This window comes from Janthinobacterium sp. SUN033 (assembly GCF_030397595.1).
GTDB classification, from domain to species: Bacteria; Pseudomonadota; Gammaproteobacteria; order Burkholderiales; family Burkholderiaceae_D; genus Janthinobacterium; species Janthinobacterium kumbetense.
Genome location: NZ_JAPQNV010000004.1, coordinates 741,007 through 765,552, shown reverse-complemented (window position 1 = coordinate 765,552; position 24,546 = coordinate 741,007). Strand labels below are relative to the sequence as shown.

Below are 24,546 nucleotides of genomic sequence, written 5' to 3'. Positions count from 1 at the left end.
GCCGCATCGCCCCGCTTTTCAAGTGAAAACCATGTCAACTTCGCCATCCGCAAGCAAGTCCTGGATCAAGCCAGCCCTGATCGCCGTCGTCGTGGCGGGCGTGGCGGCGGCAGCTTACCTGTCGCTGAATGACAAGCAAAGCGCGCCGGACGTGACCTTCCACGGCATCCATGGCGAGAAAATCACGTCAAACAGCCTGCGCGGCAAGGTGGTGATGGTCAATTTCTGGGCCACCTCGTGTACGACTTGCGTGGCGGAAATGCCGGAAATGGTCGACACCTACAACAAGTACAAGGGGCAGGGACTGGAATTCGTGGCCGTGGCCATGAAATACGATCCGGCCAACTACGTGCTGAACTTCGCCGAAACGCGCCAGCTGCCGTTCAAGGTGGCGCTCGACGTGACGGGCGAGGCGGCCAAGGCCTACGGCGACGTGGCCCTCACGCCCACCACCTTCGTCCTGGACAAACAGGGCAAGATCCTCAAGCGCTACGTGGGCAAGCCGGAATTCGCTGAACTGCACAAGCTGCTCGAATCCGCCATCGCCGGCTAAACGTCTCACATAAGCTACTGCGCGTCGCGATTTGCAGCCTGCGATGCTCACTGTGCTCAAGCACAGTTCCGCTTCTCCGCCGCAACTCACTTCCGCTCGCTACGCTTCTGTGAGGCGTTGAAGACGAGGGGAGCACCGCACAAAACCCTGTTGCCAGGTGTTGCCAATCTGTTATAACCTTCCCTTGCGTGATCCCACTCACCTTGTGAAGGCCAGCCGTGTCCCCAGCCGCCCAATCGCTCGACCCGCAGCAACTGAAAACCTGGCTGCTCGCCGCCGGCAACAAGGACGCCACCGCGTTCCGCCAGCTATATAACTCCACCTCATCGAAACTGTTTGGCTTCGCGCTGCGTATATTGCATAAGCAAGAGCTCGCTGAAGAAGCCTTGCAAGAGGGGTTCGTCGCCATCTGGAACAACGCCGCCGCTTACCAGAGCCATCTGGCGGCGCCGATGACCTGGATGGCCACCATCGTGCGCAACAAGGCGTTCGATGTGCTGCGGCGCAGCGACGATACCGTGGAAATCGATGCCGAACAGTTTGATAGCGAAGTCATGAATGCACTCCGAGACCCCCAGGCCACGCCGATCGAGTCACTGCAACTGAGCGGTGACGCTAAGGCGCTGGCGTTTTGCATGTCCGCCCTGGAAGGGCTGCACCGGCAGGTGGTCGCCCTGGCGTTCTATCACGACCTGTCGCATAGCGAAGTGGCGCAGCAGATGTCGCTGCCGATCGGCACCGTGAAGACCTGGATACGGCGCAGCCTGGAACGGCTGCGCACGTGCCTGGCGAAACGGGAGGCATCATGAATATCCGCGGCAATGACGTGCTGCGCCAGAAACTGGCGTCCGAATACGTGCTGGGCACCCTGAAAGGGGGCGCGCGGCGGCGTTTCGAAGGCTGGCTGCACAACGACGCCGACTTGCGCAATATCACGGCCGAATGGCGCCAGCGCCTGGAACCAATGGCGGAATTCGCCACGCCCGTGGCGCCGCCCAAGCGCGTGTGGCAACAGATCGAGCAGCGCCTGCACCTGCGTCCGCAGGGCGGCAAGTCCTGGCTGCGCGATTCGCTGGCGTTCTGGCGTGGCCTGGGCATGGCGTCGAGCGCCATCGCCGCGCTGCTGGTGATTGTCGTGGCCACGCGCGTGATGGATGCGCCGCAGATCAGCTATGTGGCCAGCCTGACGGACGAGAAAGCGCAAACGGCCCTGCTGCTGACGGCCGACAGCCGCCACGGCGCGCTCGAGGTGCGCATGGTGGGCAACGCGCCCGTGCCTGCTGATCGCGATCTGGAACTGTGGGCCGTGCCGAAGAGCGGCAACCCACGTTCGCTGGGTTTATTGGCAGACAAGGGCAACGTGAAACTGGCCCTGTCGCAGCGCGCCCTCGGCAGCGACGTGGCCTTGCTGGCCGTCACCCTGGAGCCGAAAGGCGGTTCGCCGGATCCGAACGGACCGACGGGACCAATCTTGTACAAGGGTAACTGGGTGAAAATCTAAGCTTATTTAGGATACAGAATCATCTGCGTGCAGCGGAACAGGGCAATCGTCTTGCCCGTTTCCTTGCTTTTCACCACGGCATCCCACACTTGCGTGTTGCGGCCCTTGTGCTCGACTTTCGCCGTGCAGGTGAGCGTGCCTTCGCGGGCCGTGCCCAGGTGGTTCGATTTCAACTCGATGGTCGTAAAATTGCTCGCGCCTTCGGGCAGGTTGACGATGCAGCCATAGCCGGAAGCCGTGTCGGCCAGGGTCACCACGCTGCCCGCATGCAGGTAGCCATTCGGCGCCAGCAAGTGCGGCAGCACGGGCAATTCCGCCGTCAGCTGGCCGTCGCCCACTGCCGTGATGACGATGCCCAGGTGGCCGGGCAGGCGGCCGGTGCCGCGTTCATTCAACATTGCTACGGTGATGTCGGGATTGCTCATGCGGGTCCTTGTGCGGGTGAATCCGGACAGCGGATCTGCCGGAAAATACTATGATGATAGCAACTTTCCCCGCATCGGTTTGGCAACCGCCTATTTCCGGCCACGCCGCCGTTTCCACCACACCAAACTGCCCGTCAGCAAGAACAGCAGCGGCATCAAACCGAAGACGGTAATGAAGGCGCGCCCGGCCACGCCGAACGCCTGGCCCGAATGCAGGGGGAATTGCCAGCCGAGGAAAACGTCGCCGGCCGGCGCCCGCAAGGGATCGCGTATGCGCAAGGGCAAGCCGCTGCGCGCGTCCAGGGTGATGCGCGTGGCGCCGTCGCCGTGGGCGATTTCGCCGGGCTGGCGCACGCGCACGTCATACGGCTGGTCCTTTTTCGCCGGCAGCACGATGCGCGACACGCGCGCCTGCGGATACAGCAGCTGCGCGGCGGCCATGGCCTGGCCCGCATCGAGCACGGCGCCGTCCTGCGCCACATTCTTCAATTTTGCCGTATCCGGCACCGTCGACACCAGCTCCACCAGCGGCACGATCAATTGCGGCAAATTGAAATAGATGCCGGAAAAGGCGAGCACAGCCAGCACGGGCGCGGCAAAGAAGCCCGCCGCCTTGTGCAACGTGTAATGAAAACGGGGCCAGGAACCGCCATGCGACACCGTCAGCGCGCGCTTGATCGCCGTCCACTGCAGGCGCGGCCACCACAGATAGATGCCGGTGAGCGCCATCAGCAGCAGCATCACGCCGGAAATGCCGGTAATGGTCTTGCCCACTTCGCCGGACAATACATAGCGGTGCAAATGAAACATGCCCGACATCAACAGCGGGCGCGTGAGGCCGAAACGGCCCCAGTCGCGCTCGCCTTTCACTTGCAGGGTGTAGGGGTCGACCATCACCTGGCGCACGATGGCCTGGCTGAAGGGCGACGGCTTGCCGGCCTGGCGGTACGACGCCACGTACACGTCGCGCGCATCGGCGGGCGGATTGAGCTGCGAAGGCTGGCCGTAGGCAGGGTCGGCAGTCAGCTGGTCGACCACCGCTTGCAGCGTGCGCGGCGTCACCTGGAACACCTGGCCGGGCGCGGGCGTGCTCGCCTGCAACAAATTAGGGTTCAGATACGCATCGAGTTCCGGCATCCAGGCGATGGCGGACCCCGTCAAGCCCAGCAGGACGAACAGGGCGCCGAACCACAGGCCCGCATACAGGTGCAGCTTGGCTAACAGCCATGGGATCGGGCGCTTGGACATGAAGGGAGGACTCTGGGAATTTTAGGCTGCGAAACGATAGCATGAAAGCCCTGCAGTGAAAATCACGTGCGGCAAGAAAGGGAAGAACCATACAACACGCTCATCAGAACGCGCGAATTGGAGGAAACCGAGCGTTTCGGCACCATCAGCGAGCGCATCGGCATCGCGGAGGAATGTTGCAAGGCATACACTTTCCCCTATACTTCATCGAAAGGAAAACCATGACCACTGCCCGCCTCTTCGCCGCCACCTTGGGCCTCGCTCTGCACCTGGGCGCCCACGCGGCCGATTTCACGGTATCGAGCACCGACATCGCCCCTGGCCAGACCCTGGCACCTGCGCAAGTGTTCCAGGGCTTCGGCTGCACGGGCGGCAACCTGGCGCCGCAGCTGTCGTGGCACGGCGCGCCGGCCGGCACCAAAAGCTACGCCGTCACCCTGTACGACCCGGACGCGCCGACGGGCAGCGGCTGGTGGCACTGGAGCGTATTCAATCTGCCCGCCGGCACCACTTCCTTGCCGGGCGGCGCCACGGCCGGCACCCTGCCAGCGGGCGCCATCCAAGGACGCAACGATTTCGGCGACAGCGCCTACGGCGGCGCCTGCCCACCGCCCGGCGACAAGGCGCACCGCTATCAGATCACGGTCTGGGCCTTGGGCGTGGACAAGCTGCCCCTGGATCAACAGGCCAGCGGCGCCATGCTCGGCTACATGCTCAACGCCAACGTGCTGGGCAAGGCACAGCTGACGGGACTGTATGGAAGATAAGATGGAAGCGGTGGCCCTGAGCGAACTGCGCATCGCCCACGGCACCATCGAGGCGCGCCGCGCGCAAACCCTGCGCCGCGTACCCGTCTTCCAGAGCGCCCTGTGCCGCGTGCGGCAGGGAGTAAAACTGCTGGAATGGGGCGCTCGCCAGGCGCGCGCCGGGACGCACGACGTGGTGCTGATGCCGGCGGGCCAGGAACTGGGCGTGGCCAACCTGCCCGGCACGCAAGGCTACCGGGCCGAAGTGCTGAGTTTTTCGCCAGCCCTGATCGCCCGTTTCCGCGCGCGCCATGGCAGCCTGGTCGATGGCCAGCTGCGCCAGGCGGCCACGGCCAGCTTGTGCGTGCCGCTCGATGACCACGCGGCGCTGGCCTGGGACCAGCTGATGGCCAGCCTGGCTGCCGGTAGCCCGCCCGCGCTGCTGGCGCACCAGGCCGAAGGCTTGCTGCTGGCCCTGGCCCTGGGCGGCCACTGCGGCCCCTTGCTGCTGGACCGCCGCGACCCGCTGGCCGCGCGCGTGCAGCAAGTGCTGCTGCTGGACCCGGCCGCCGACTGGAGCGTGGCCAAGGTCGCCAGCCAGCTGCACCTGGGCGCGTCCACGCTGCGCCGCCAGCTGGCCCTGGAACAACGTCACTTCCGCGCCATCCTGGAAGACGTGCGCCTGGGCCTGGCCTTGCAAGAATTGCAATCTGGCATCTTACCCATTGGCGACATCGCCGCCGCCTGCGGCTACGCCTCGCCCTCGCGCTTCGCGGCCCGTTTTCGCCAGCATTACGGCCTGTCGCCGCGCGACTTGCGCGCCACCCTGTAAGCTCGCTCCGGCGCAAATGACGCAACAAGCGCTGACAGCGGGGCGATTTTCTTGCTACTATGCGCCCATGTCTTCCCGCCAGCCCACCCGCAAGCTTGCTCATCACGGTGCTTCCGCCCTCGCGCGCACGCCGTGGCGGCTGTGCGTGGCGCTGTTCAGTGCGCTGGCCCTCGTGTTCCTGCTGTCGACGGCCGCGTCGCACCTGCACAAGACGACCCTCGACGCGGAAGAGTGTGCGCTGTGCGCCACGGCCATCGACAAGGTGGCCGATCTCGCCGTGCCGCCGGCCGTCACCGAGCCGCCCGCCCAGTTATTGCCGTACCGCTTGCTGGCCATCGCGCCCGCCACCCTGGCGCCCGCCGCCGCCCTCATCCTGCCGCCCGTGCGCGGCCCGCCTGCCGCCTCGTTGTAGTTCCCACACTGTTTTTATCCTTTTTTCAGGCTGCACCGCCGCGCCCTCATGCGCGCCGGGCCGCCTGGCGTAGACTATTTTCGAGGTTCACCATGCAACACACACCACGCCTGAGCGCGCTATCGCTCGCCCTTGCCAGCCTGTTCAGCTTTTCCGCCCATGCCGCCGAGCCCGCGGATGCCAGCCCGGCAGCGTCCGGCGCCGATGCTGCGCCGCAAGAGATGCAAAAAGTGGAAGTCACGTCCGCCCATTTGAAAAGCGCGCGCATCGAACTGTCGCCGAAAGTCGGCACCACCATCTACAGCATCGACAGCCACATGGTCGACATGCTGGGCCAGGGCGACAACACACCATTCAACGAAGTACTGCTGCGCCTGCCGGGCGTATCGCAGGATTCGAAGGGTTCCGGCGCCCTGCACGTGCGCGACGACCATGCCAACGTGCAATACCGCATCAATGGCGTGCAATTGCCGGAAAGCATCAGCGGCTTTGGCCAGTCGATCGACACGCGCCTGATCGACAAGACGGATTTCATGACGGGCGCCTTGCCGGCCCAGTTCGGCCTGCGCACGGCCGGCATCGTCGACATCGAAACGAAGGAGGGCGGCATGACGCCGGGCGGGCGCATCGGCGTCATGGTCGGCAGCCACGACCATGTGGAGCCGAGTGCCGAATTTTTCGGCAGCGTGGGCAAGTTCAATTACTACCTGTCCGGCAGCTACCTGGGCAATTCCCTGGGCGTGGAAAACCCGCAGGACACGCGCAGCGCCCTGCACGACAAGACGCGCCAGAACAAATCGTTCGGCAGCCTGTCGTATTTCCTCGATGACAACACGCGCCTGGGCGCCATGTTCGGCACGTATAACGGCCGTTTCCAGATCCCGAACAATCCGGACCAGGCGCCAGGCTTCTCGCTGGCCGATCACAGCGATGCGCAGGCGGGCACGTCCACCTTGCCGTCGTCGCAGCTGAATGAAAACCAGCGCGAAGTGAACCGCTTCCTCGTGCTGTCGCTGCAAAAGAGCCTGGGCGACCTCAATTACCAGGTCTCCGCCTTCCACCAGTATTCGGAGCTGCACTTCACGCCCGATGCCATCGGCGACTTGATCTACAACGGCGTGGCGTCGGATTCGCGCCGCGCGAACAGCGCCTCGGGTGCCCAGTTCGATATCAGCTACAAGTTGCACCAGGACCATACCGTGCGCGCCGGCCTGGCCTACACGCGCCAGAAGACGACGAGCGACAACACGGTGGCCGTCTTCCCGGCGCTGGACGGCGCGCAAAGCGCCACCACGCCGGTTTCCATCGTCGACAACAGCGGCAAGACGGGCACCCTGGCCAGTTTCTACCTGCAGGATGAATGGCATATCAGCAAACCCTTGACCCTGAACTATGGCGCCCGCTTCGACAAGGTGTCGGCCTACACGAGCGAGCAGCAATGGAGCCCGCGCGTGAACCTGGCATACCAGCTGGCGCCGGGCACGGCCCTGCACGCGGGCTATTCGCGCTACTTCACGCCGCCGCCGCAGGAACTGGCGGCACAAGGCAGCATCGACCTGTACGCGAACACGACGAATGCGCCGGAAATCGGCCAGTCGGACAACGTCAAGGCCGAACGCACGCATTATTACGACGTGGGCATCAGCCACCAGGTGAGTCCGAAGCTGACCGTGACGGCCGATGTGTACTATAAAAAGATCAACAACCTGCTCGACGAAGGCCAGTTCGGCCAGGCATTGATCTTGACGCCGTTCAACTATGCGGATGGCTACGCCAAGGGCCTGGAATTATCGGCCATCTACAGCGAGAAAAACTGGGGCCTGTTCCTCAACGCCAGCACGCAAAAGGCGCAGGGCCGCAACATCAATTCGGGCCAGGCCCTGTTTGGCGCCGATGAGTTGAACTACATCAGCAAGAACTATGTCTATCTCGATCATGACCAGAAATACACGCTGTCCGGCGGCGGCCATTATCACTTCGGCGATTCGCAAGTGAGCGCTGACTTCCTCTACGGCAGCGGCCTGCGCATGACGCCGGATGGCGGCGCGCCGAATTCCGGCCATTTGCCGAGTTACTTCACCGTCAACACGGCGCTCACGCACACGTGGAAAAATACGCCGGTCGGCAAGGTGGAAGGACGTTTGGCCCTGATCAACCTGTTCGACAAGTCCTACCTGCTGCGCGACGGTTCCGGCGTGGGCGTGGGAGCGCCGCAGTACGGCGCCCGCCGCAGCATCTATGCGGGTTTATCAACAAGCTTCTAAGAGTTACGCGCGAAGACAGCGGCAGGGAGCAACGCCTGCCGCTGTCGGTTGCCGTACCGTGTCATGCCTTATCCCCAGGCGATGGCCGTCTGGCCGTGCGCTTGCAAATACGCATTTGCCAGGCTGAACGGCTTGCTGCCAAAGAAACCTTTATTCGCCGACAAGGGAGATGGATGGGGCGCCGTCAGCACCAAATGCTTGCCGGGGTCGATCAGGGACCGCTTGGCTTGCGCGTAGCCACCCCACAGGATGAAGACGAGATTGCTGCGCTCGGCGGACAGGTGGCGGATGGCGCTGTCCGTCAGCTTTTCCCACCCCTTGCCCGCATGCGTACCGGCCGCCCCCGCGCGCACCGTCAGCACGCTGTTGAGCAAAAATACCCCTTGCTGCGCCCAGTCGGACAAATCCGTGCGGGTACGTTCGATACCGACGTCGCTCTGTAATTCCTTGAAAATATTCTGCAGGCTGGGCTGCGGCGGCGTGCCGTCGGGGATGGAAAAGCACAGTCCCATGGCCGCGCCCGGCGTGTGATACGGGTCTTGCCCCAGGATCACGACTTTCACCTGCTCGAACGGCGTCAGGTCGAACGCCCGGAAGATGGTTTTTCCGGGTGGACAGCACGGCCCCGCCGCATATTCCGCCTTCACGAAGGCGGCCAGGCGTTTCCAGTAAGGGTCGGCGAAATCCGCCTCCAGCCGCGCCTTCCACGATGCGTCGATGCGTACGTCCATGCCTCACCTCATAGCCTATTCGTCAACCATGCATTTTCAGCACGATAGTATAGAACGCCCGGCCGGATGAGACGCATACGATTCGAACAGGCAAAAAAAAGCCGCCAGCGCGAGCGGGCGGCTTTGATACAGCGAAAGGTGCTTAGAAATTCAGCGCCGATTCCACGCCGGCGCTGTGCGCCTGTTCATCCGCGTGGTACGAGCTGCGCACCATGGCGCCCACGGCGGCGTGGGTGAAGCCCATTTTATAGGCTTCTTCCTCGAACATTTTGAACACGTCCGGGTGCACGTAGCGGCGCACGGGCAAGTGGCTGTTCGATGGGGCCAGGTATTGGCCGATGGTCAGCATGTCGATATCGTGCTCGCGCATGTCGCGCATGACTTGCAGGATTTCCTCGTCCGTCTCGCCCAGGCCCACCATGATGCCGGACTTGGTCTTCACGTCCGGGTACATGGCCTTGAAGTCTTTCAGCAGCTTCAGCGAGTGCATGTAGTCGGAACCGGGACGGGCTTCCTTGTACAGGCGCGGCGCCGTTTCCAGGTTGTGGTTCATGACATCAGGCAAGCCATCCTTGAACAGGTTCAGGGCTTTTTCCAGGCGGCCGCGGAAGTCGGGCACCAGCACTTCGATGCGGGTGTTCGGCGACAGGGCGCGCGTTTGCTGGATGCACTCGACGAAATGGCCGGCGCCGCCGTCGCGCAAGTCATCGCGGTCGACGGAGGTGATGACGACGTAGTTCAGGCGCAGCTTGGCGATGGTTTTCGACAGGTTGGCCGGCTCTTCCTTGTCCAGCGGGTCCGGGCGGCCATGGCCGACGTCGCAGAACGGGCAGCGGCGCGTGCACTTGTCGCCCATGATCATGAAGGTGGCCGTGCCCTTGCCGAAGCATTCGCCGATGTTCGGGCAGCTGGCTTCCTCGCACACCGTCACGAGTTTGTTTTCGCGCAGGATGTCCTTGATTTCATAGAAGCGGGTCGATGCCGAAGCGGCCTTGACGCGGATCCAGTCCGGCTTTTTCAGGCGCTCGACTTGCTCGATCGGAATGATCTTGATCGGGATACGCGAAGTCTTGCTGGCGCCTTTTTGCTTTTCGCTCGGGTTGTAGGCGGCGGGAGCGGCGGGGGCGGTGCTGGAAATGGTCTCAGAAGTCATGGCTGCAAGCCCTTGAGGGGCATGTTGGTTTGTTTGCTCAGGCATCCGCTGCCTGAGGCGCGCCTGCGGCGCTGTTTACTTCGCTTACATCGAGTAATACGGTCAATTCGTGGGCCAGGGCCCGCTGCACGTCGGCCAGCGGCGCCAACACGCCCATGCTGCGCATGTCCACCGTCTTCAGGCCGGAATAGCCGCAAGGGTTAATCCAGGAAAACGGTGCCAAGTCCATCGCCACGTTGAGCGACACGCCATGGTAGGTGCAGCCGTTGCCGCGCACTTTCAAGCCCAGCGCGGCGATCTTCGCACCCTTGTCTGGTCCGCCGGCAATATAGATGCCAGGCGCGCCATCGATGCGTTCGCCAGCGAGATTATACGCCGCCAGCACGTTGATGATGGCTTGCTCGATTTTATGCACGAACTGGCGCGCATACAGCTTGCCGCCCGGCTTGTTGCGGCGCAAGTCCATCAGCAGGTAAATCACCACCTGGCCGGGGCCGTGGAACGTCACTTCGCCGCCACGGTCCGTCTGCACCACGGGCACATTCTCCGCGCCGGCCAGCAGGTGGCCGCGGTCGGCCGCCAGGCCCAGGGTGAATACGGGCGGATGCTCGACGACCCACAGTTCGTCGCGCGTGTCCGTCGTGCGCGCGTCGGTAAAGGCGCGCATGGCGGCAAAGGTCGGCTCGTAATCGACGCGGCCCAGCTCGCGGATCAGCGCCGTTTCGGTTCGGGTGGTGGTCATGACGGATTCTGTAATCAGCTGCCGGCGCCCTGCGGACGCTGCGGCGAAGCCGTGATTATAAGCCAGGCCGCCGTTTCATTCCGGGGCAGACTCCGGCAACAGCAGCAATCTGCCCAATTTTTGTGCAGCATGGCGTATCTGGGGCCCATTCAAGGCCGTGTAGCCCAGCAGCACGGCTGGCGCCAATTGTGCGCTGTGACAAAAATCACCGAGCGGCTGCAGCGCCAGCCCCTCGTGCGCCGCGCGCGCGCAAAACGCCCGCTCGTCGCTGCCCGGCGGCAACCACAGCACGCAATGAAAACCCGCTTGCTGGCCGGAAATAGCGTAGCGCCCGGGGGCAATCTGCTCGAGGCAGGCCAGCAGCAGGTCGCGCCGCTCCTTGTAGGCCAGCCGCGCCTGGCGCAAATGGCGCACGAAAGCGCCATCCTCCATCCAGGCGGACAGCGCCAGCTGCTCCGTCACGCCCACGGACCTGCCCGTCAACTGCAGGGTGCGCAGCAACTGCGGCCGCAAGGCGGGCGGCAGCACCATGAAGCCCACGCGCAGGCCGGCAAACAGGGTCTTGTTAAAACTACCACAGTAAATCACGCGCTGGTACTGGTCCAGCGCCTTCAAGGCTGCCAGCGGCGCGCTCTGGTAATTGAATTCGCTGTCGTAATCGTCTTCCAGCACCCACGCGCCGTGGTCGTTCGCCCATTCCAGCAAGGCCAGGCGGCGCGTGACGGACATGGTCACGCCCAGCGGCGACTGGTGCGCCGGCGTCACGTAGGCGAGGCGGGCATCCGCGTGCGCGGCCAGGGCGGCGCCATCGATGCCCTCGGCGTCGACGGCTATGTCCACCGGCACGGCGCCCGCGAGGGCGAACAGGGCGCGCGCGGCCGGATAGCCCGGTTCCTCCAGGCACACCTTGTCGCCCTCGCGCACGATGCTGCGCGCCAGCAAGTCGATCGCGTGGCGGATGCCGGTCGTGACAAGGATGTCTTGCGGGTCGCAGCGCACGCCGCGGTACTTGGCGAGGAAATCGGCGATCTGCTGGCGCAGTTCGGGCAAGCCGGCGGGATCGGCGCTGCACAGCTGCTCCGGCGTGGCGGCGGCCAGCGCCCGCGTGGCGCACTTGGACCAGGCGGCCATGGGAAACAGGCTGGCGTCGGCGCGCCGCGCCACGAAGGGCAAGCCGTCGCGCACGCCCGTATCCGAGGCAGGCGCGGGCGCCACGGCCAGCGGGGCGGGAACGGCGTCGCCCAGGCCCGCCATCAGGAAGCGCTCCGGCACGACGGCGCACACGCGCGTGCCGGAACCGGGCACGCGCGTCACGTACGCTTCCGCGTGCAGGCGGTCGAACACGGTTTCGATGGTGCCGCGCGACAACTCCCACCGTTCCGCCAGGGTGCGGCTGGATGGCAAACGGCTGCCCGCCGGCAACATCTTCGTCAGGATGGCCGAGCGCAGCGCTTCATACGCGCCATCCTGCTTGTTGACGCCCGCCTTGTCGAGCCAGCTGGTGGGGCGAGGCAAGTCCAGGGCGTGCGGTGATTTTCCTCGCGGCATAATAATCGTCCAAGTGGTCCAATGAATTTTCTGATGACTGGCACTTCGCATTACACCACAAACATTCTACTCTCACCGTTCCGGTGCGCCAGCGGGGCGCACGCTTGCCTGGATCGTGTAAAACAATGCAGAAACAACTCGCTTTATGGGCCTGGGGCGGCATCGTGCTGCTGCTGGTCTGCCTGTCGCGCATCAGCATCGACATCTATTTGCCTTCGCTGCCGGCCATGGCCGATGCCCTGCATGCCAGCGATGCCCAGTTGCAACTGACACTGAGCCTGTTCATGGCCGGCTCGGCCGCCTCGATGCTCGCCTGCGGGCCGCTGGCCGACCGTTACGGACGCCGGCCCGTGCTGCTGGCCGGCACGGGCATTTATGTGCTCGCCAGCATCGTCTGCAGCGTGACCTCCGACGTCCACGTGCTGATCGCCGCGCGGGTGCTGCAGGCGTTCGGCGGTTGCAGCGGCACCATCATCGGCCGGGTCATGGTGCGCGACCGCTTCGACCCCGCCACGCAGGCGCGCATGCTGGGCAAAATCTCGATGGTGATGGGTTTGTCGCCGATCCTGGCGCCGCTGGCTGGCAGCGTGATTGACGCGGCGTTCGGCTGGCGCGCCGTGTTTGGCGTGCTGTGCCTGCTGGGCGCGCTGTCGCTGGGGCTGATCGCCGCCTGGGTGCCGGAAACCAGACCGGCCAGCGTCGTACCACAGGGAAATACCCTGGCGCTGTACCGCCGCCTGCTGGGCGACGCGTATTTCCTGCGCTATGCGCTGGCCATCGGCTGCGTGTATTGCACGTATTTCCCATTCATCGCGGAATCGTCCGTGCTATTGCAAAGGGGCATGCACCTGTCGTCGCACGAGTATGCGCTGGTGTTCGCGCTGACGGTCAGCGGCTATATCGCGGGATCGAGCCTGTTCCGCGCGCTGGGACCGCGCCTGGGTGCCGACTACATGCTGGGCATGGCGGTGCTGATCAATGTGGCGGGTGCGGCCAGCCTGTTGCTGGCGGGGACTCTGGCGCCGCAACACGTGGCGTCGCTGGTGGCGCCGATGCTGCTGGTGATGGTGTCGGTGGGCATGGCGATTCCCGCCTGCCAACTGGCCGTGCTGCAGCCGTATGGCGCCCAAGCGGGCAGCGCCTCGGGCCTGTTCTTCTTCGTGCAAATGCTCATCACGGCCGCCTGCGGCGCCGTCATCGCGGCCATCACGGACGGCAGCGCAAAGCCGTTGCTGTGGGTGACGGCGGCGGCCAGTGGCGCCTTTGCCGCCGTCTGGCTGCTCACGAAGAGCCGGGCCAGCGTGGCGGCAGCCAGCCTTACATGACGATCTTGACCATCGGGTGGCCCGACAGCGCCATGTACAGGGCATCGAGCTGTTCGCGGCTGATGGCGCGCACGGTGACGGTCAGGCCCGTGTAATTGCCCTTGCCCGATGGGCGCTCTTCCATGCGGCCCACGTGGAAGGTCGGATCGTGGCTGATCACCAGTTCCAGCATGGTGGGGGCGAAATCGACATGCGTCGGACCCATGATCTTGATGGGAAAGTCGCTCGGGTATTCGATCAGCGATTCGCTGGGAGGAATCGTCACTTCGGTGGGTGGGGTCGTTTGCATGGGAAATCCTATCAGTGCCGGTCAGAACAGACGGCGCGGCGCATGGCGCGCGGCGGCTGCGTAAAGACGTATTGTAGCCAACTTTGGCAGCGCCTGCGCCGTTGCCATGGCACCAGGGGCGCGGAAAAAAAAAGCCAGCTTTGTAAGCTGGCGAAAACTATTTCGTTTGGACAAAATAGCCGGAAAATCGGTGCTGTCAGCCAGTCAGGCATTGCGCTGTGCTGCAATGACGCCACTGTAGACAAAACACGGCGACTTTACCTCCGGCATGTGATGAACGGTCGCTTTGGCGGCTTGAACGTCGATAATCCATGCCCGAACGGACAGGCGGCCAGCGCCAGCGCCCCCTTCAGCGCTCCGTTTCCTGCATCCGGCCATTGCGGCCGGGACCGCCGCGCTCATTGGCCCTGTCATTGCCCCGTTCACGTGGCGGCCCGCTGCGTTCGCCACCGCGCGCCTCCTGTGCCGGACGCGCCGCAGGGGCCGGCATCGGCGGCGCGGGCCGTGGCTGGGCCACGGGCGGTGGCGCAGGCATGGCAGGCGGCGGCGCCGTCTGCAGCACTTCGCGACGGCCGCCACGCTCTGCATGCTCCCTGCCGTCCGGCCGCGGCTGCGGCCGTTCGGCGCGGTGCCGCTCCTCGCCGCGCCAACCGGGATGGGCCACCGGGTCTTGCACGGGCGGCAAGGCAGGCACCGCCGGCATCCGGGGCTGGGCCGGCATCGGTGGCTGTTGCGGCACGGGCGGCCGGTTCGGCTGCATGGGACGCGGCGCCAGGTGCGTCTGGCCATCGTCCGTCTGCAAACGGCCAGGGCGGTTGACCCAGTCGCGCCGGAATCCATCTTGCTGGCGCGGCGCATCGACGTGGCGCTGCCAGTTGCCCGCCGGCGCAGGTGGCGTGCTCAAGGGCATGCTTTGCAGCACGGGGGCCGGCATGATGGTGCGGTTGCGGCGCGGCACGTCGACCGTGCGGGCGCCGCCAAAACGCTCGCTCGGCAGCATCGTCATACCCTCGCGGCGTTCGCGCTCGCCCGCCACGGAACGCCGGCCTTCGGCCACGCGGTTGATGCGGCGTTCATACTCCGCGCTGGCGCGGTAGCCGGGCACGTAGCGCTCGTGCGGCGACAGGGGGAACCAGCCCACGCCGGGATGCTGGCCGTGATTTGTCGCGTGATTGCCGCCCACCCAGCCCACCAGCGCAGGCGCCCAGGGCACGCGGCCGCGCTCACGGCCCGGGGCCCAGCCCCAACGCTGGCCCAGCAGCACCCAGCGGCCGTAATGCGAGGGCGCATAGCCCCACGGCGCATTGTCGACCCAGGTCCAGCCCCACGGCGCGATCCACGTCCAGCGCCCGTCGCTGTACGGCGCCCAGCCCAGCGGCACGCTGGCAGGCAGCCACAGGGGGCCGTATTCCGCATCGTCCTGCCAGGCGCCGTAGCGGTCCAGCTCTTCATAGCCGGTGGTATCGTCCGTGACATAGCGCAAGGCCGGCGCGGCGGCGGGCAAGGCTTCGGGCCAGTTGTCGAAGGCGATCCTCTGCAAGGCGCCTGTGCGCAATTCCTCGTCCGTCAACTCGGCGCGCTTGCCGGCACGCAAGGTCACGCTGCCCGTCGCGCCATCCACGTCGGCCGCGCCATCGAGCACGCTGACGACACTGGTGCCGGGCTGACGCCCCGCCTCGATGCGCACCCAGCCCGGCTGTGTCAGGATCACGCGGGCCTGGGCGGTGGTCAGCTCGAAGCCGCGCAGCGCATCGGGATTGCGTACGCGCACGCTGACCGTGCCATAGCCCAGGTGCAATTTGAAACTGTCGTCATCGAGCTCGCTCACTTCCAGCTCGGAATCGCCATCGAGGCGCACGGCGGCCGCGCCCACGCGCAACTCCGCCAGCGCGCCGCGCCGGGTGGTCAAGCGGTTATCCGTCGTGACGGGCCAGTTCAGCAGGGCATTTTGCGCCTCGCCATCGCCGGCGCGCACCAGCACCTGCCCTTCGACGGTGGAAATGCGGCCCACGCGGGCGGGCGGGTCCTGCGCCAGAGCCAGGGAGCACGCCGACGACAGCAGCACGGCGCACACGGTGTTCAAGAAGGGGAAAGACAGGGTCGGACGCATGGCAGCGCTCCAGGCAGGACTTACAAGGATGACATGCTACCGATTACATCCGCATCGGGCGGACATCGCAAGCGGGCTTACAAATGTTTGCATATTGCTCTGGCTCAGGGGGCCGCCTGGCCGCCGCGCTTGACGAAGAACAGGGCGGCGCCGACGGCCATCAGCAAGCCGCCAAAGAAGCGGTTCTGCTTTTTCACGGCGCGCGCGTCGCGGAAGAAGCGCTGCATCGACGAGGCGAGAAAGGCGTAGCTGTGCATGACGATCTGGTCGATCGTGCACATGGTGACGGCCAGGATCAGCAATTGCGGCAGCAGCGGAGACGTCGGGCTGATGAATTGCGGCAACACCGCCACCATGAAGATGATGCCCTTCGGATTCGTCACATTGGTCAAGAAACCCGTCAGCACGCGCCGGCCCATGGACGGCACCACGGCGTCGGCATGCAGGTCGCCCGTCACCGCCACCTTGGCGCGCCATTGCGACAGGCCCAGGTAGATCAGGTACAAGGCGCCCACCGTCTTGACGATATTGAAGGCCACTTCGGAAGCGAGCAGCAGGGAACCCACGCCGGCGCCGGCGATGCCCAGCACCACCAGCAGGCCCAGTTGCAGGCCGAGAATCGTGGCGCTGGCCTTTTTCACCCCGTACGACAAGCCATGCGACATCGACAGCACGGCGCCCGAGCCGGGCGAGACGGCGATGATGGAGGCGGCGACGACAAAGGTGATCCAGGTGGCAAAGGGCATGCGGTTTCCAAAAATGAGGACGAGAGGCAATTTTAACCCGGCCCGTGCGGCCCTGCCGGCCCTGCCTGAGGTAAGATCGCGGTCATGCCTGACCCACGTCACCCCTTGCCGTACAACCAAGAATAACATCATGAAAAACAACACTTTCCTCGCTCCACGATTCCCTGCCACCACCGCGGGAGTGCGCTGAGATGGCCGGCTCCAGCCTGCTGGCCCTGCTCGACGACATCGCCAGTATCCTCGACGACGTTTCCCTGATGACCAAGGTGGCCGCCAAGAAGACGGCCGGCGTGCTCGGTGACGACCTGGCCCTGAACGCGCAGCAGGTGGCCGGCGTGCGCGCCGAGCGCGAACTGCCCGTCGTGTGGGCCGTCGCCGTCGGTTCGCTGAAGAACAAGGCCATCCTCGTGCCCGCCGCGCTGGCCATCAGCGCGTTTGCGCCATGGGCCATCACGCCGCTGCTGATGGTGGGCGGCGCCTACCTGTGCTTCGAGGGCTTCGAAAAGATCGCCCACAAATACCTGCACCCGGACGACAGCCACAAGGCCGAGCTGGCGCAGGCGCTGCGCGACCCGAAGGTGGACCTGGTGGCGCTGGAAAAGGACAAGATCAAGGGCGCCATCCGCACCGACTTCATTTTGTCGGCGGAAATCATCGTCATCGCCCTGGGCACGGTGGCCGCCGCCACCTTCGCCGAGCAGGTAGCCGTCGTCGTCGGCATCGCCATCATCATGACGGTGGGCGTGTATGGCCTGGTGGCCGGCATCGTCAAGCTCGACGACGCGGGCTTTTACCTGGCGGCGCGCAAGGGCGCGGGCGCGCTGATGGACGGCGTGCGCGGCTTTGGCCGCATGCTCGTCTCGGCGGCGCCGAAACTGATGAAGTTTCTCTCCGTGGTGGGCACCCTGGCCATGTTCATGGTCGGCGGCGGCATCCTGACGCACGGCTGGCCGTGGGCCAGCGGCATGCTGCACCACGTCGAGGAAGCCGTCGGCGGCGTGGCCGGCATCGGCCCCGTGCTGGCCGCCGTCACGCCCAGCCTGATCAACGCGGTGGCCGGCCTCATCGCCGGCGGCCTGGTGCTGGCCGGCGTCACGGCCGTGTCGGCTTTGTTGCGCATGATCAAGCCAAGCAAATAAGCTTTCTGGTCTGATGGAGCGGCAGGCGCATCCGTGCCTGCCGCCCCGGCCATGCCGGCGGCGCCCGCTGCCCATGGAGACCCTATGCAGACTTCCCCCGCCCCACGCCCCAGCAGCGCCTTCATCGGCGCCTCCTGGGCGGCATTGCTGATCGGCATCGTCACCTATCTGTCCGGCCTGTGGAACGCCACGATGGCCCTCAACGAGAAGGGCTATTACTTCACCATCCTCATGTATGGCCTGTTCGCCGCCATCTCGCTGCAGAAATCCGTGCGCGACCGCAGCGAAGGCATCGCCGTGACGGGCATCTATTTCGGCCTGTGTTGGATTTCCGTGCTGCTGGCCTTGCTGTTATTGACCGTGGGCCTGTGGAACGCCACCCTGCAAAACAGCGAGAAAGGGTTTTATGCCATGGCGTTCCTGCTCAGCCTGTTTGCTGCCGTGGCCGTGCAAAAGAACGTGCGCGACGTGGCGCGCGCCTCGGCCAGCACACCCGCCGAGCTGCCGGGAACTTAAACACCAGCGGCGCGTCTATTCCTGTATCCATGTCGGGAGAGGATGATGGGCGACCAGCAGAAACGTTTGCAGATGGCGCTGGAGGCGGCGCACATGGCGATCTGGGATTCGCGCATCGTCGCTGGCCAGGTCATCGACGGCACGGTCAGCTGGTCGGCCAAGGGCGCCACCTTGCTGGGCCTGGAAGAACGCGCGCTGACGCAGCCATTCCGCAGCTTTCTCGACTGCGTGCACGCCGGCGACCGCGACAAGGTGGTCAACGTGCTGCAGGACGGCGTGCGCCGGCGCGGCGGCTACGCCCTGCAATACCGCGTCGTCTGGCCCGACGGCAGCGAGCACTGGCTGGCGGCCAAGGCACAAGTCTTCGTCAATGCCGGCGGCAAGGCCGACCGCACCCTGGGCATCATCTGGGATATCACCGAGCACATGGCGCGCGAACTGATGATCGCCGAGCGCAAGGAACTGGCCGAAGTGACGCTCAGCTCCATCGGCGACGGCGTCATCACCACCGATCCGCAGGGCAAGACGCGTTACCTGAACCGGGTGGCCGAGCAATTGACGGGCTGGAGCAACGAGCTGGCGCAGGGCCTGGACATCGGCCTGACCATGCCGCTGGCCGATGAACGCACGGGCGAAGCGCGCGAGCACGTGGCCATGCGCTGCCTGCAACAGCGCCAGGCCATCGGCATTTCGCCCCGCTCGCAACTGGTCACGCGCGACGGGCGGCGCATCGCCGTCGAGGAATCGGCCGCGCCCATCTGGTCGCGCGACGGCCACATCCTCGGCGCCGTCGTCGTGTTCCGCGACGTCAGCCACGAGCGTAAGCTGAGCCAGGAACTGTCGTGGCAAGCCACGCACGACACCCTGACGGGCCTGATCAACCGGCGCGAATTCGAACACCTGGTGGCCGGTGCCCTGCGCACGGCCAAGCAGGATGGCCACGCGCATGCGCTGCTGTACCTGGACCTGGACCAGTTCAAGGTCATCAACGACACCTGCGGCCACGGCGCCGGCGACATGCTGCTGCAGCTGCTGGCCAAGATGCTGCAGGGGCGGATGCGCGACAGCGATATCCTGGCGCGCCTGGGCGGCGACGAGCTGGGCGTGCTGCTGCCGCACTGTCCGCTCGAACATGCGCGCCTGATCGGCGACCAGCTGCGCCAGTCCGTGCGCGAATTCCGTTTCGCCTGGGACGAACGCAGCTTCGAGCTGGGCGTGAGCATCGGCATCGTGGAAATCAGCCAGGACAGCAAGTCCATGAGCGAGCTGCTGAGCGCGGCCGACCAGGCTTGCTACCTGGCCAAGGAGCAGGGCCGCAACCGCATCCATATCTATCAGGAGTCCGACGTCATGCTGGCGCAGCGGCATGGCGAAATGCTGTGGATCTCGCGCCTGAACGAAGCGTTCGTCCACGATTATTTCCGCCTGTACGCCATGCCCATCGTGCACCTGCGCGACAGCCCGGAACACCACGACGAAGTGCTGATCCGCATCCGCAACAGCAAGGGCGACCTGATCTTGCCGGGCGCCTTCATCCCGGCCGCCGAACGCTACGACATGATGCTGTCCATCGACCGCTGGGTCATCCGCGCCGTCTGCGCGCATATCCAGAGCGTGCGCGACAGCCTGCCGCCGTTGGCCGCGCTGGCGGAAAGCCGGCGCCGCGCACCGGCCCTGTATTCCGTCAACCTGTCGGGCATGTCGCTGGCCGATGCCGGCTTGCACGACTACATCACCGAGCAATTCGTGGCATTCGCGATTGCGCCCGAGCAAATCTGCTTTGAAATCACGGAAACGGCCGTCATCGCCAACCTGCCCAAGGCACAAGTGTTCATGCGCCAGCTCAAGGCCCTGGGCTGCCGCTTCTCGCTCGATGACTTCGGCAGCGGCTTTTCCTCGTTCGGCTACCTGAAAGCCCTGCCCGTCGACTATTTGAAGATCGACGGCGTCTTCGTGCGCGACATCGCCACCAATGCCATCAACCGCGCCATGGTCAAGGCCATCAATGAAGTGGGCCACGTGATGGGCCTGGAAACGGTGGCCGAATACGTGGAAGACGCAGCCACCCTGGCCGTCATCCGCGAACTGGGCATCGACTATGCGCAAGGCTACGCCGTGGGCAGCCTGCGGCCGCTGACGGCGGGCGCAGATTAAGCGCCGACGGCAACCAATATCTTTAAAACAATGCCGCATTGCTATCGCTAAATGCGTGCAAGCACGACCAATCTTGAGGATTTTGATCTACATCAATAAATTTGCGCAGGCGACTCCTTACACTGATCTCCATTCTTGCAATCGTGCAAGTCTTACTCACCAATTGCCTATTTAACTGATCAGGAAGCCGCGACCATGCGACAAAATTTGCCAGTGACTAACCGTGAAGTCCTCGTCTTGGACGATCAGGCTATCGTGTCGAAAACGGATATGAACGGCAATATCGTGTATGTGAACCCCTACTTCAGTCAGGTCAGCGGCTTCAGCGAGGCCGAGCTGCTCGGTTCGCCCCAGAACATCGTGCGCCACCCGGACATGCCGGCCGAAGCGTTCGCCGACCTGTGGACCTCGATCCAGGCCGGCACGCCGTGGACGGGCCTGGTCAAGAACCGCTGCAAGAACGGCGATTTCTACTGGGTGCGCGCCAACGTCACCCCCATCCGCGAAGCGGGCAAGACCATCGGCTACATGTCCGTGCGCGTCAAGGCGGACAAGGACCAGGTCAAGGCCGCCGAAGAAGCCTACGCGGCCATCCGCAACAAGGAAGGCGGCAACATCGTCATCAAGAACGGGCAGATCGTGCGCCCGGGCCTGGCGCACCTGCTGCACAGCCTGACGCACATGTCGCTCAACCTGCGCATCTGGGCCGCCACCTCCATCGTCAACTGCCTGCAACTGCTGGTGTGCGTCATCAGCCTGTTCGCCAGCGGCGGCCAGATCACCAATTACGCCATCTTCGGCGCCACCCTGTTCGGTTTCCTGATCAACGTTTTCCTCTGGTACACATTGCGCATGTCCGTGCTCAAGCCGCTGGGCAAGGCCCTGAACGGCGCGCGGGCGATCGCCGCGGGCGACCTGTCGGGCAGTTTTGAAACGGAGAGCACGGATGAAGTGGGACAACTGCTGCGCGCGCTGCAACAGATGAACAGCAACCTGATCGCCACCATCCGCGACGTGCGCATCAACGTGGAAACCATGGCCGTGGCCACCAAGCAAATCGCCGTCGGCAATATGGACTTGTCGGGCCGCACGGAATCGCAGGCGGCCAGCCTGGAAGAGACGGCCTCGAGCATCGAGGAATTCTCGTCGACGGTGAAACAGAATGCGGACAACTCGGTGCAGGCGAATGAACTGGCCGTGGCCGCCTCGAAAGTGGCCGTGCAGGGCGGCGAGATCGTTTCCGAAGTGATCACCACCATGGACGAGATCAACACCTCGTCGAAGAAAATCGTCGACATCATCGGCTTGATCGAAGGCATCGCCTTCCAGACCAACATCCTGGCCTTGAACGCGGCCGTGGAAGCGGCCCGCGCCGGCGAGCAGGGCAGGGGGTTCGCCGTGGTGGCGGGCGAAGTGCGTAACCTGGCGCAGCGCTCGTCCGTGGCAGCCAAGGATATCAAGCAACTCATTGAAATTTCCGTCGGCAAGGTGGGCGCCGGCATGCTGCAGGTCAACCGCGCCGGCGCCACCATGGAACAGGTGGTCAGCTCCGTCAAGCAGGTGACGGCCATCATGCAGGAAATTTCCATCGCCTCGCGCGAACAGAGCATCGGCGTCGACCAGGTCAACCAGGCCATCGCCCACATGGACCAGGTGACGCAACAGAACGCGGCCCTGGTGGAAGAAGCCGCTGCGGCCGCCACGCGCCTGGCGGAAGAAGCGGCCAGCCTGTCGCAAGCCGTGAGCCTGTTCAATTTCGGCAAGATGCCGCCACCGCGCCGCGTCGCCATGCCTGGCGGCAAGTCTGGCGCCGCGAACGCCGGCAAGCCCGCCATGAAACGCCTGGCCGCCTAAACCTTTCAAGACTTTACACACATCATGCCTACACTACTCAGCAGTGCTTCCGCCGACCTGGACGCCGTCGTCGAATTCGACCCGGTCATCATCGGCAAGATGAGCCAGTCCGGCCCGCGCTACACGTCTTACCCGACCGCCGACCGTTTCAATGCGGAATTTGGCTACGGCAACTTCCTCGAAGCGCTGGCCGCCCTGCGCATGCGCGGCGGCCGCCGTCCCCTGTCGCTGTACGTGCACGTGCCATTCTGCGACACCCTGTGCTACTACTGCGCCTGCAACAAGATCATCACGAAAGACCGCAGCAAGGCGGCCACCTACCTCAGCTATTTAAAGCAGGAAATCGCCATGCAGGGCAAGCTGTTTGCCGGCATGAACCAGATCGAACAGCTGCATTTCGGCGGCGGCACGCCCACCTACCTGAGCGAAAAGCAGATGGATGAGCTGATGGCGCACCTGCGCCAGCATTTCGAATTCGCGTCCGATGAAGACGGCGAATATTCGATCGAAATCGACCCGCGCACCGTGTCTCGCGAGCGCGTGTTTTCGCTGCGCGCGCAAGGTTTCAACCGCATCAGCCTGGGCGTGCAGGATTTCGACGCCGACGTGCAAAAAGCCGTCAACCGCATCCAGCCGGAAGCGGAAACGGTGGCCATCATGCAGGCGGCGCGCGACGCCGGTTTCCGCTCGATCAGCATCGACCTGATCTACGGCTTGCCGAAACAGAACCTGGACACCATGACGGAAACCCTGCGCAAGGTGATCAATGCCAGCCCCGACCGCATCGCCCTGTACCACTACGCGCACATGCCGCACCTGTTCAAGCCGCAGCGCCGCATCCTCGACGCGGACATGCCCGACAGCGCCACCAAGCTGGCCATGCTGGGCCTGTGCATCGCGCGCCTGACGGCCGCCGGCTATGTGTACATCGGCATGGACCATTTCGCCAAGCCGACGGACGACCTGGCCGTGGCGCAGCGCCAGGGCCGCCTGCACCGCAACTTCCAGGGCTATTCCACGCGCGCGGAGGCGGACCTGATCGCCTGCGGCGTGTCGGCCATCAGTTCCGTGGGCGCCGTGTACAGCCAGAATGAAAAGACGCTCGACGCGTACTATGAAAAGCTCGACGAAGGCGTGCTGCCGATCGCGCGCGGCATCAAGCTCGATACGGACGATTTGTTGCGCCGTATCATCATCCAGATGCTGATGTGCAATTTCGAACTGTCGATCGCCACCATCGAGCAAGCGCACCCCGTCAAATTCCGCAGCTACTTCGCCGCCGAGCTGGACAAGCTGCGCGAACTGGCGCGCGACGGCTTGCTCGTCATCGAGGAAGACTGGCTGACGGTGACGCCGAAAGGGCGCTTGTTGATCCGCAATATCTGCATGGTCTTCGACCGCTACCTGACCCTGGCGCGCGCCAATACGGCGCCGGACGCCGTGCAGCCGCTGCGCTACTCGAAAACGGTGTAGCGCCGCGCGATGAACGCCCTGAGCCTCGTGCCCATGTTCCTGGTCGGCCTGGCCGGCAGCGTGCACTGCATCGGCATGTGCGGCGGCATCGTGGGCGCCCTGTCGCTGGGCGGTGGCGCTGCGCCCGCGCGCCCCGTCATTGCCATCGCCGTGGCGCGCCCCGCATTGCAGACCAACGTGCAGACGAACGTGCTGCGCGTGCTGGCCTACAACGGCGGGCGCATAGGCAGCTACATGCTGGCCGGCGCCCTGGCCGGCAGCCTGGCGGGCGCCGGCATGCTGCACCTGGCGTCCCTGCAAGTGGCCGGCTACTGGCTGGCCAACCTGATGCTCGTCGCCCTGGGCCTGTACCTGATGGATGCCTGGCGCGGCCTGGCGCACCTGGAAGCGGCCGGCAACGTGATCTGGCGCCGCGTGCGCCCCCTGTTGAAGCCGCTGATGCCGATGGATACGCCATTCAAGGCGCTGGCCGTGGGCGGTCTGTGGGGCTGGGTGCCGTGCGGCATGGTCTACAGCGCCCTGCTGACGGCCATGATGCAAGGCTCGGCCCTGAACGGCGCGGCCGCCATGGCCGCCTTCGGCCTGGGCACCCTGCCCACCCTGCTGGGCATGGGCTTGCTGGGCACGCGCCTGCGCGCGCAGATGCAGCGCCGTCCCGTGCGCATCGCCAGCGGCTTGCTGGTGCTGGGCTTTGGCGTGCTGGGCCTGCTGCGCGCCGCCAATGGCGTGTCGCTGGGCTGGCTCGACGCCCTGTGCGTCACGGGCCATCCATGAACAGACGCATG

General features: G+C 64.9%; 23 protein-coding genes. 14 read left to right on the top strand and 9 right to left on the bottom strand.

The features are described 5' to 3' along the window. The first annotated feature begins 31 nt into the window (after positions 1-31). The 3 genes from OX460_RS20560 to OX460_RS20550 all read left to right on the top strand — a co-directional run bounded on the left by OX460_RS20560 (position 32) and on the right by OX460_RS20550 (position 2,054). The gene (locus tag OX460_RS20560) at positions 32-553 is read left to right on the top strand and encodes a TlpA disulfide reductase family protein (RefSeq protein ID WP_289899749.1); all 522 of its coding nucleotides are present in this window, start codon (positions 32-34) and stop codon (positions 551-553) included. 218 nt (positions 554-771) lie between these two features. Beyond that, on the top strand, positions 772-1,362 hold the full coding sequence (locus OX460_RS20555) for a sigma-70 family RNA polymerase sigma factor (protein WP_077398290.1): 591 nt from the start codon (positions 772-774) through the stop codon (positions 1,360-1,362). Beyond that, positions 1,359-2,054 (top strand): anti-sigma factor, encoded by a 696-nt coding sequence (locus OX460_RS20550; RefSeq protein WP_289899748.1) that lies wholly within the window; start codon positions 1,359-1,361, stop codon positions 2,052-2,054. Before OX460_RS20555 ends, OX460_RS20550 begins: the two co-directional genes overlap by 4 nt. Before the next feature lie 2 nt (positions 2,055-2,056). Here the strand turns inward: OX460_RS20550 and OX460_RS20545 are convergent, their stop codons facing one another. Beyond that, a complete protein-coding gene (locus OX460_RS20545) occupies positions 2,057-2,479 on the bottom strand; it encodes a PaaI family thioesterase (RefSeq protein ID WP_076564607.1) in 423 nt (140 codons plus the stop codon). Positions 2,480-2,569: 90 nt separating this feature from the next. Continuing rightward, positions 2,570-3,727 (bottom strand): PepSY-associated TM helix domain-containing protein, encoded by a 1,158-nt coding sequence (locus OX460_RS20540; protein WP_289899747.1) that lies wholly within the window; start codon positions 3,725-3,727, stop codon positions 2,570-2,572. A 221-nt stretch (positions 3,728-3,948) separates the two neighbouring features. Here OX460_RS20540 and OX460_RS20535 point away from each other — a divergent pair, with 221 nt between their 5' ends. The 4 genes from OX460_RS20535 to OX460_RS20520 all read left to right on the top strand — a co-directional run bounded on the left by OX460_RS20535 (position 3,949) and on the right by OX460_RS20520 (position 7,981). Further along, complete coding sequence (locus tag OX460_RS20535) at positions 3,949-4,494, top strand: YbhB/YbcL family Raf kinase inhibitor-like protein (protein WP_289899746.1); 546 nt, start codon at positions 3,949-3,951, stop codon at positions 4,492-4,494. Continuing rightward, complete coding sequence (locus OX460_RS20530; RefSeq protein ID WP_289899745.1) at positions 4,484-5,305, top strand: helix-turn-helix transcriptional regulator; 822 nt, start codon at positions 4,484-4,486, stop codon at positions 5,303-5,305. The genes OX460_RS20535 and OX460_RS20530 overlap by 11 nt, the downstream gene beginning before the upstream one ends. A gap of 67 nt (positions 5,306-5,372) precedes the next feature. Then, on the top strand, positions 5,373-5,717 hold the full coding sequence (locus OX460_RS20525) for a hypothetical protein (RefSeq protein ID WP_289899744.1): 345 nt from the start codon (positions 5,373-5,375) through the stop codon (positions 5,715-5,717). 92 nt (positions 5,718-5,809) lie between these two features. After that, the gene (locus OX460_RS20520; protein ID WP_289899743.1) at positions 5,810-7,981 is read left to right on the top strand and encodes a TonB-dependent receptor; all 2,172 of its coding nucleotides are present in this window, start codon (positions 5,810-5,812) and stop codon (positions 7,979-7,981) included. 68 nt (positions 7,982-8,049) lie between these two features. Here the strand turns inward: OX460_RS20520 and OX460_RS20515 are convergent, their stop codons facing one another. From OX460_RS20515 to OX460_RS20500, 4 genes are all read right to left on the bottom strand, one after another. After that, positions 8,050-8,712, bottom strand: a complete 663-nt coding sequence (locus tag OX460_RS20515; RefSeq protein ID WP_289899742.1) for a uracil-DNA glycosylase — start codon at positions 8,710-8,712, stop codon at positions 8,050-8,052. A gap of 142 nt (positions 8,713-8,854) precedes the next feature. Continuing rightward, entirely contained in the window at positions 8,855-9,865 is a 1,011-nt protein-coding gene (gene lipA, locus OX460_RS20510; protein ID WP_077398299.1) for a lipoyl synthase, read from the bottom strand. A gap of 37 nt (positions 9,866-9,902) precedes the next feature. Further along, the gene (gene lipB, locus OX460_RS20505) at positions 9,903-10,607 is read right to left on the bottom strand and encodes a lipoyl(octanoyl) transferase LipB (protein ID WP_099666016.1); all 705 of its coding nucleotides are present in this window, start codon (positions 10,605-10,607) and stop codon (positions 9,903-9,905) included. Between the two features lie 75 nt (positions 10,608-10,682). After that, on the bottom strand, positions 10,683-12,155 hold the full coding sequence (locus OX460_RS20500) for a PLP-dependent aminotransferase family protein (RefSeq protein ID WP_289899741.1): 1,473 nt from the start codon (positions 12,153-12,155) through the stop codon (positions 10,683-10,685). A 125-nt stretch (positions 12,156-12,280) separates the two neighbouring features. Here OX460_RS20500 and OX460_RS20495 point away from each other — a divergent pair, with 125 nt between their 5' ends. Next, positions 12,281-13,480, top strand: coding sequence for a multidrug effflux MFS transporter (locus OX460_RS20495; protein WP_289899740.1), 1,200 nt, complete (start codon positions 12,281-12,283; stop codon positions 13,478-13,480). On the opposite strand, the gene OX460_RS20490 is transcribed toward OX460_RS20495, so the two are convergent. The 3 genes from OX460_RS20490 to OX460_RS20480 all read right to left on the bottom strand — a co-directional run bounded on the left by OX460_RS20490 (position 13,473) and on the right by OX460_RS20480 (position 16,625). Next, on the bottom strand, positions 13,473-13,769 hold the full coding sequence (locus OX460_RS20490) for a DUF493 family protein (protein WP_070223235.1): 297 nt from the start codon (positions 13,767-13,769) through the stop codon (positions 13,473-13,475). The genes OX460_RS20495 and OX460_RS20490 overlap by 8 nt on opposite strands. Before the next feature lie 349 nt (positions 13,770-14,118). Next, a complete protein-coding gene (locus OX460_RS20485; protein WP_289899739.1) occupies positions 14,119-15,879 on the bottom strand; it encodes a DUF6600 domain-containing protein in 1,761 nt (586 codons plus the stop codon). A gap of 104 nt (positions 15,880-15,983) precedes the next feature. Next, positions 15,984-16,625, bottom strand: a complete 642-nt coding sequence (locus tag OX460_RS20480) for a LysE family transporter (RefSeq protein WP_289899738.1) — start codon at positions 16,623-16,625, stop codon at positions 15,984-15,986. A 191-nt stretch (positions 16,626-16,816) separates the two neighbouring features. Between OX460_RS20480 and OX460_RS20475 the strand changes: the two genes are divergently transcribed. The 6 genes from OX460_RS20475 (at position 16,817) to OX460_RS20450 (ending at position 24,535) form a co-directional block, all read left to right on the top strand. After that, positions 16,817-17,764: a DUF808 domain-containing protein gene (locus OX460_RS20475; protein ID WP_289899737.1), complete on the top strand. Its 948-nt coding sequence runs from the start codon at positions 16,817-16,819 to the stop codon at positions 17,762-17,764. Positions 17,765-17,848: 84 nt separating this feature from the next. Next, a complete protein-coding gene (gene yiaA / locus OX460_RS20470; RefSeq protein ID WP_251349664.1) occupies positions 17,849-18,280 on the top strand; it encodes an inner membrane protein YiaA in 432 nt (143 codons plus the stop codon). Positions 18,281-18,322: 42 nt separating this feature from the next. Continuing rightward, positions 18,323-20,434 (top strand): EAL domain-containing protein, encoded by a 2,112-nt coding sequence (locus tag OX460_RS20465; protein WP_289899736.1) that lies wholly within the window; start codon positions 18,323-18,325, stop codon positions 20,432-20,434. A gap of 195 nt (positions 20,435-20,629) precedes the next feature. Next, entirely contained in the window at positions 20,630-22,288 is a 1,659-nt protein-coding gene (locus tag OX460_RS20460; protein ID WP_289899735.1) for a PAS domain-containing methyl-accepting chemotaxis protein, read from the top strand. 24 nt (positions 22,289-22,312) lie between these two features. After that, entirely contained in the window at positions 22,313-23,761 is a 1,449-nt protein-coding gene (gene hemN, locus OX460_RS20455; RefSeq protein WP_099666007.1) for an oxygen-independent coproporphyrinogen III oxidase, read from the top strand. Between the two features lie 9 nt (positions 23,762-23,770). Further along, a complete protein-coding gene (locus tag OX460_RS20450) occupies positions 23,771-24,535 on the top strand; it encodes a sulfite exporter TauE/SafE family protein (RefSeq protein WP_289899734.1) in 765 nt (254 codons plus the stop codon). The last annotated feature ends 11 nt before the right edge of the window (positions 24,536-24,546 follow it).

Excerpts from the sequence above, each read along its gene's own strand:
- OX460_RS20560 (WP_289899749.1), top strand. The coding sequence starts at position 32 with ATGTCAACTTCGCCATCCGCAAGCAAGTCCTGGATCAAGCCAGCCCTG.
- OX460_RS20550 (WP_289899748.1), top strand. The coding sequence starts at position 1,359 with ATGAATATCCGCGGCAATGACGTGCTGCGCCAGAAACTGGCGTCCGAA.
- OX460_RS20545 (WP_076564607.1), bottom strand. The coding sequence starts at position 2,479 with ATGAGCAATCCCGACATCACCGTAGCAATGTTGAATGAACGCGGCACC.
- OX460_RS20540 (WP_289899747.1), bottom strand. The coding sequence starts at position 3,727 with ATGTCCAAGCGCCCGATCCCATGGCTGTTAGCCAAGCTGCACCTGTAT.
- OX460_RS20535 (WP_289899746.1), top strand. The coding sequence starts at position 3,949 with ATGACCACTGCCCGCCTCTTCGCCGCCACCTTGGGCCTCGCTCTGCAC.
- OX460_RS20530 (WP_289899745.1), top strand. The coding sequence starts at position 4,484 with ATGGAAGATAAGATGGAAGCGGTGGCCCTGAGCGAACTGCGCATCGCC.
- OX460_RS20525 (WP_289899744.1), top strand. The coding sequence starts at position 5,373 with ATGTCTTCCCGCCAGCCCACCCGCAAGCTTGCTCATCACGGTGCTTCC.
- OX460_RS20520 (WP_289899743.1), top strand. The coding sequence starts at position 5,810 with ATGCAACACACACCACGCCTGAGCGCGCTATCGCTCGCCCTTGCCAGC.
- OX460_RS20515 (WP_289899742.1), bottom strand. The coding sequence starts at position 8,712 with ATGGACGTACGCATCGACGCATCGTGGAAGGCGCGGCTGGAGGCGGAT.
- lipA (WP_077398299.1), bottom strand. The coding sequence starts at position 9,865 with ATGACTTCTGAGACCATTTCCAGCACCGCCCCCGCCGCTCCCGCCGCC.
- lipB (WP_099666016.1), bottom strand. The coding sequence starts at position 10,607 with ATGACCACCACCCGAACCGAAACGGCGCTGATCCGCGAGCTGGGCCGC.
- OX460_RS20500 (WP_289899741.1), bottom strand. The coding sequence starts at position 12,155 with ATGCCGCGAGGAAAATCACCGCACGCCCTGGACTTGCCTCGCCCCACC.
- OX460_RS20495 (WP_289899740.1), top strand. The coding sequence starts at position 12,281 with ATGCAGAAACAACTCGCTTTATGGGCCTGGGGCGGCATCGTGCTGCTG.
- OX460_RS20490 (WP_070223235.1), bottom strand. The coding sequence starts at position 13,769 with ATGCAAACGACCCCACCCACCGAAGTGACGATTCCTCCCAGCGAATCG.
- OX460_RS20485 (WP_289899739.1), bottom strand. The coding sequence starts at position 15,879 with ATGCGTCCGACCCTGTCTTTCCCCTTCTTGAACACCGTGTGCGCCGTG.
- OX460_RS20480 (WP_289899738.1), bottom strand. The coding sequence starts at position 16,625 with ATGCCCTTTGCCACCTGGATCACCTTTGTCGTCGCCGCCTCCATCATC.
- OX460_RS20475 (WP_289899737.1), top strand. The coding sequence starts at position 16,817 with ATGGCCGGCTCCAGCCTGCTGGCCCTGCTCGACGACATCGCCAGTATC.
- yiaA (WP_251349664.1), top strand. The coding sequence starts at position 17,849 with ATGCAGACTTCCCCCGCCCCACGCCCCAGCAGCGCCTTCATCGGCGCC.
- OX460_RS20465 (WP_289899736.1), top strand. The coding sequence starts at position 18,323 with ATGATGGGCGACCAGCAGAAACGTTTGCAGATGGCGCTGGAGGCGGCG.
- OX460_RS20460 (WP_289899735.1), top strand. The coding sequence starts at position 20,630 with ATGCGACAAAATTTGCCAGTGACTAACCGTGAAGTCCTCGTCTTGGAC.
- hemN (WP_099666007.1), top strand. The coding sequence starts at position 22,313 with ATGCCTACACTACTCAGCAGTGCTTCCGCCGACCTGGACGCCGTCGTC.
- OX460_RS20450 (WP_289899734.1), top strand. The coding sequence starts at position 23,771 with ATGAACGCCCTGAGCCTCGTGCCCATGTTCCTGGTCGGCCTGGCCGGC.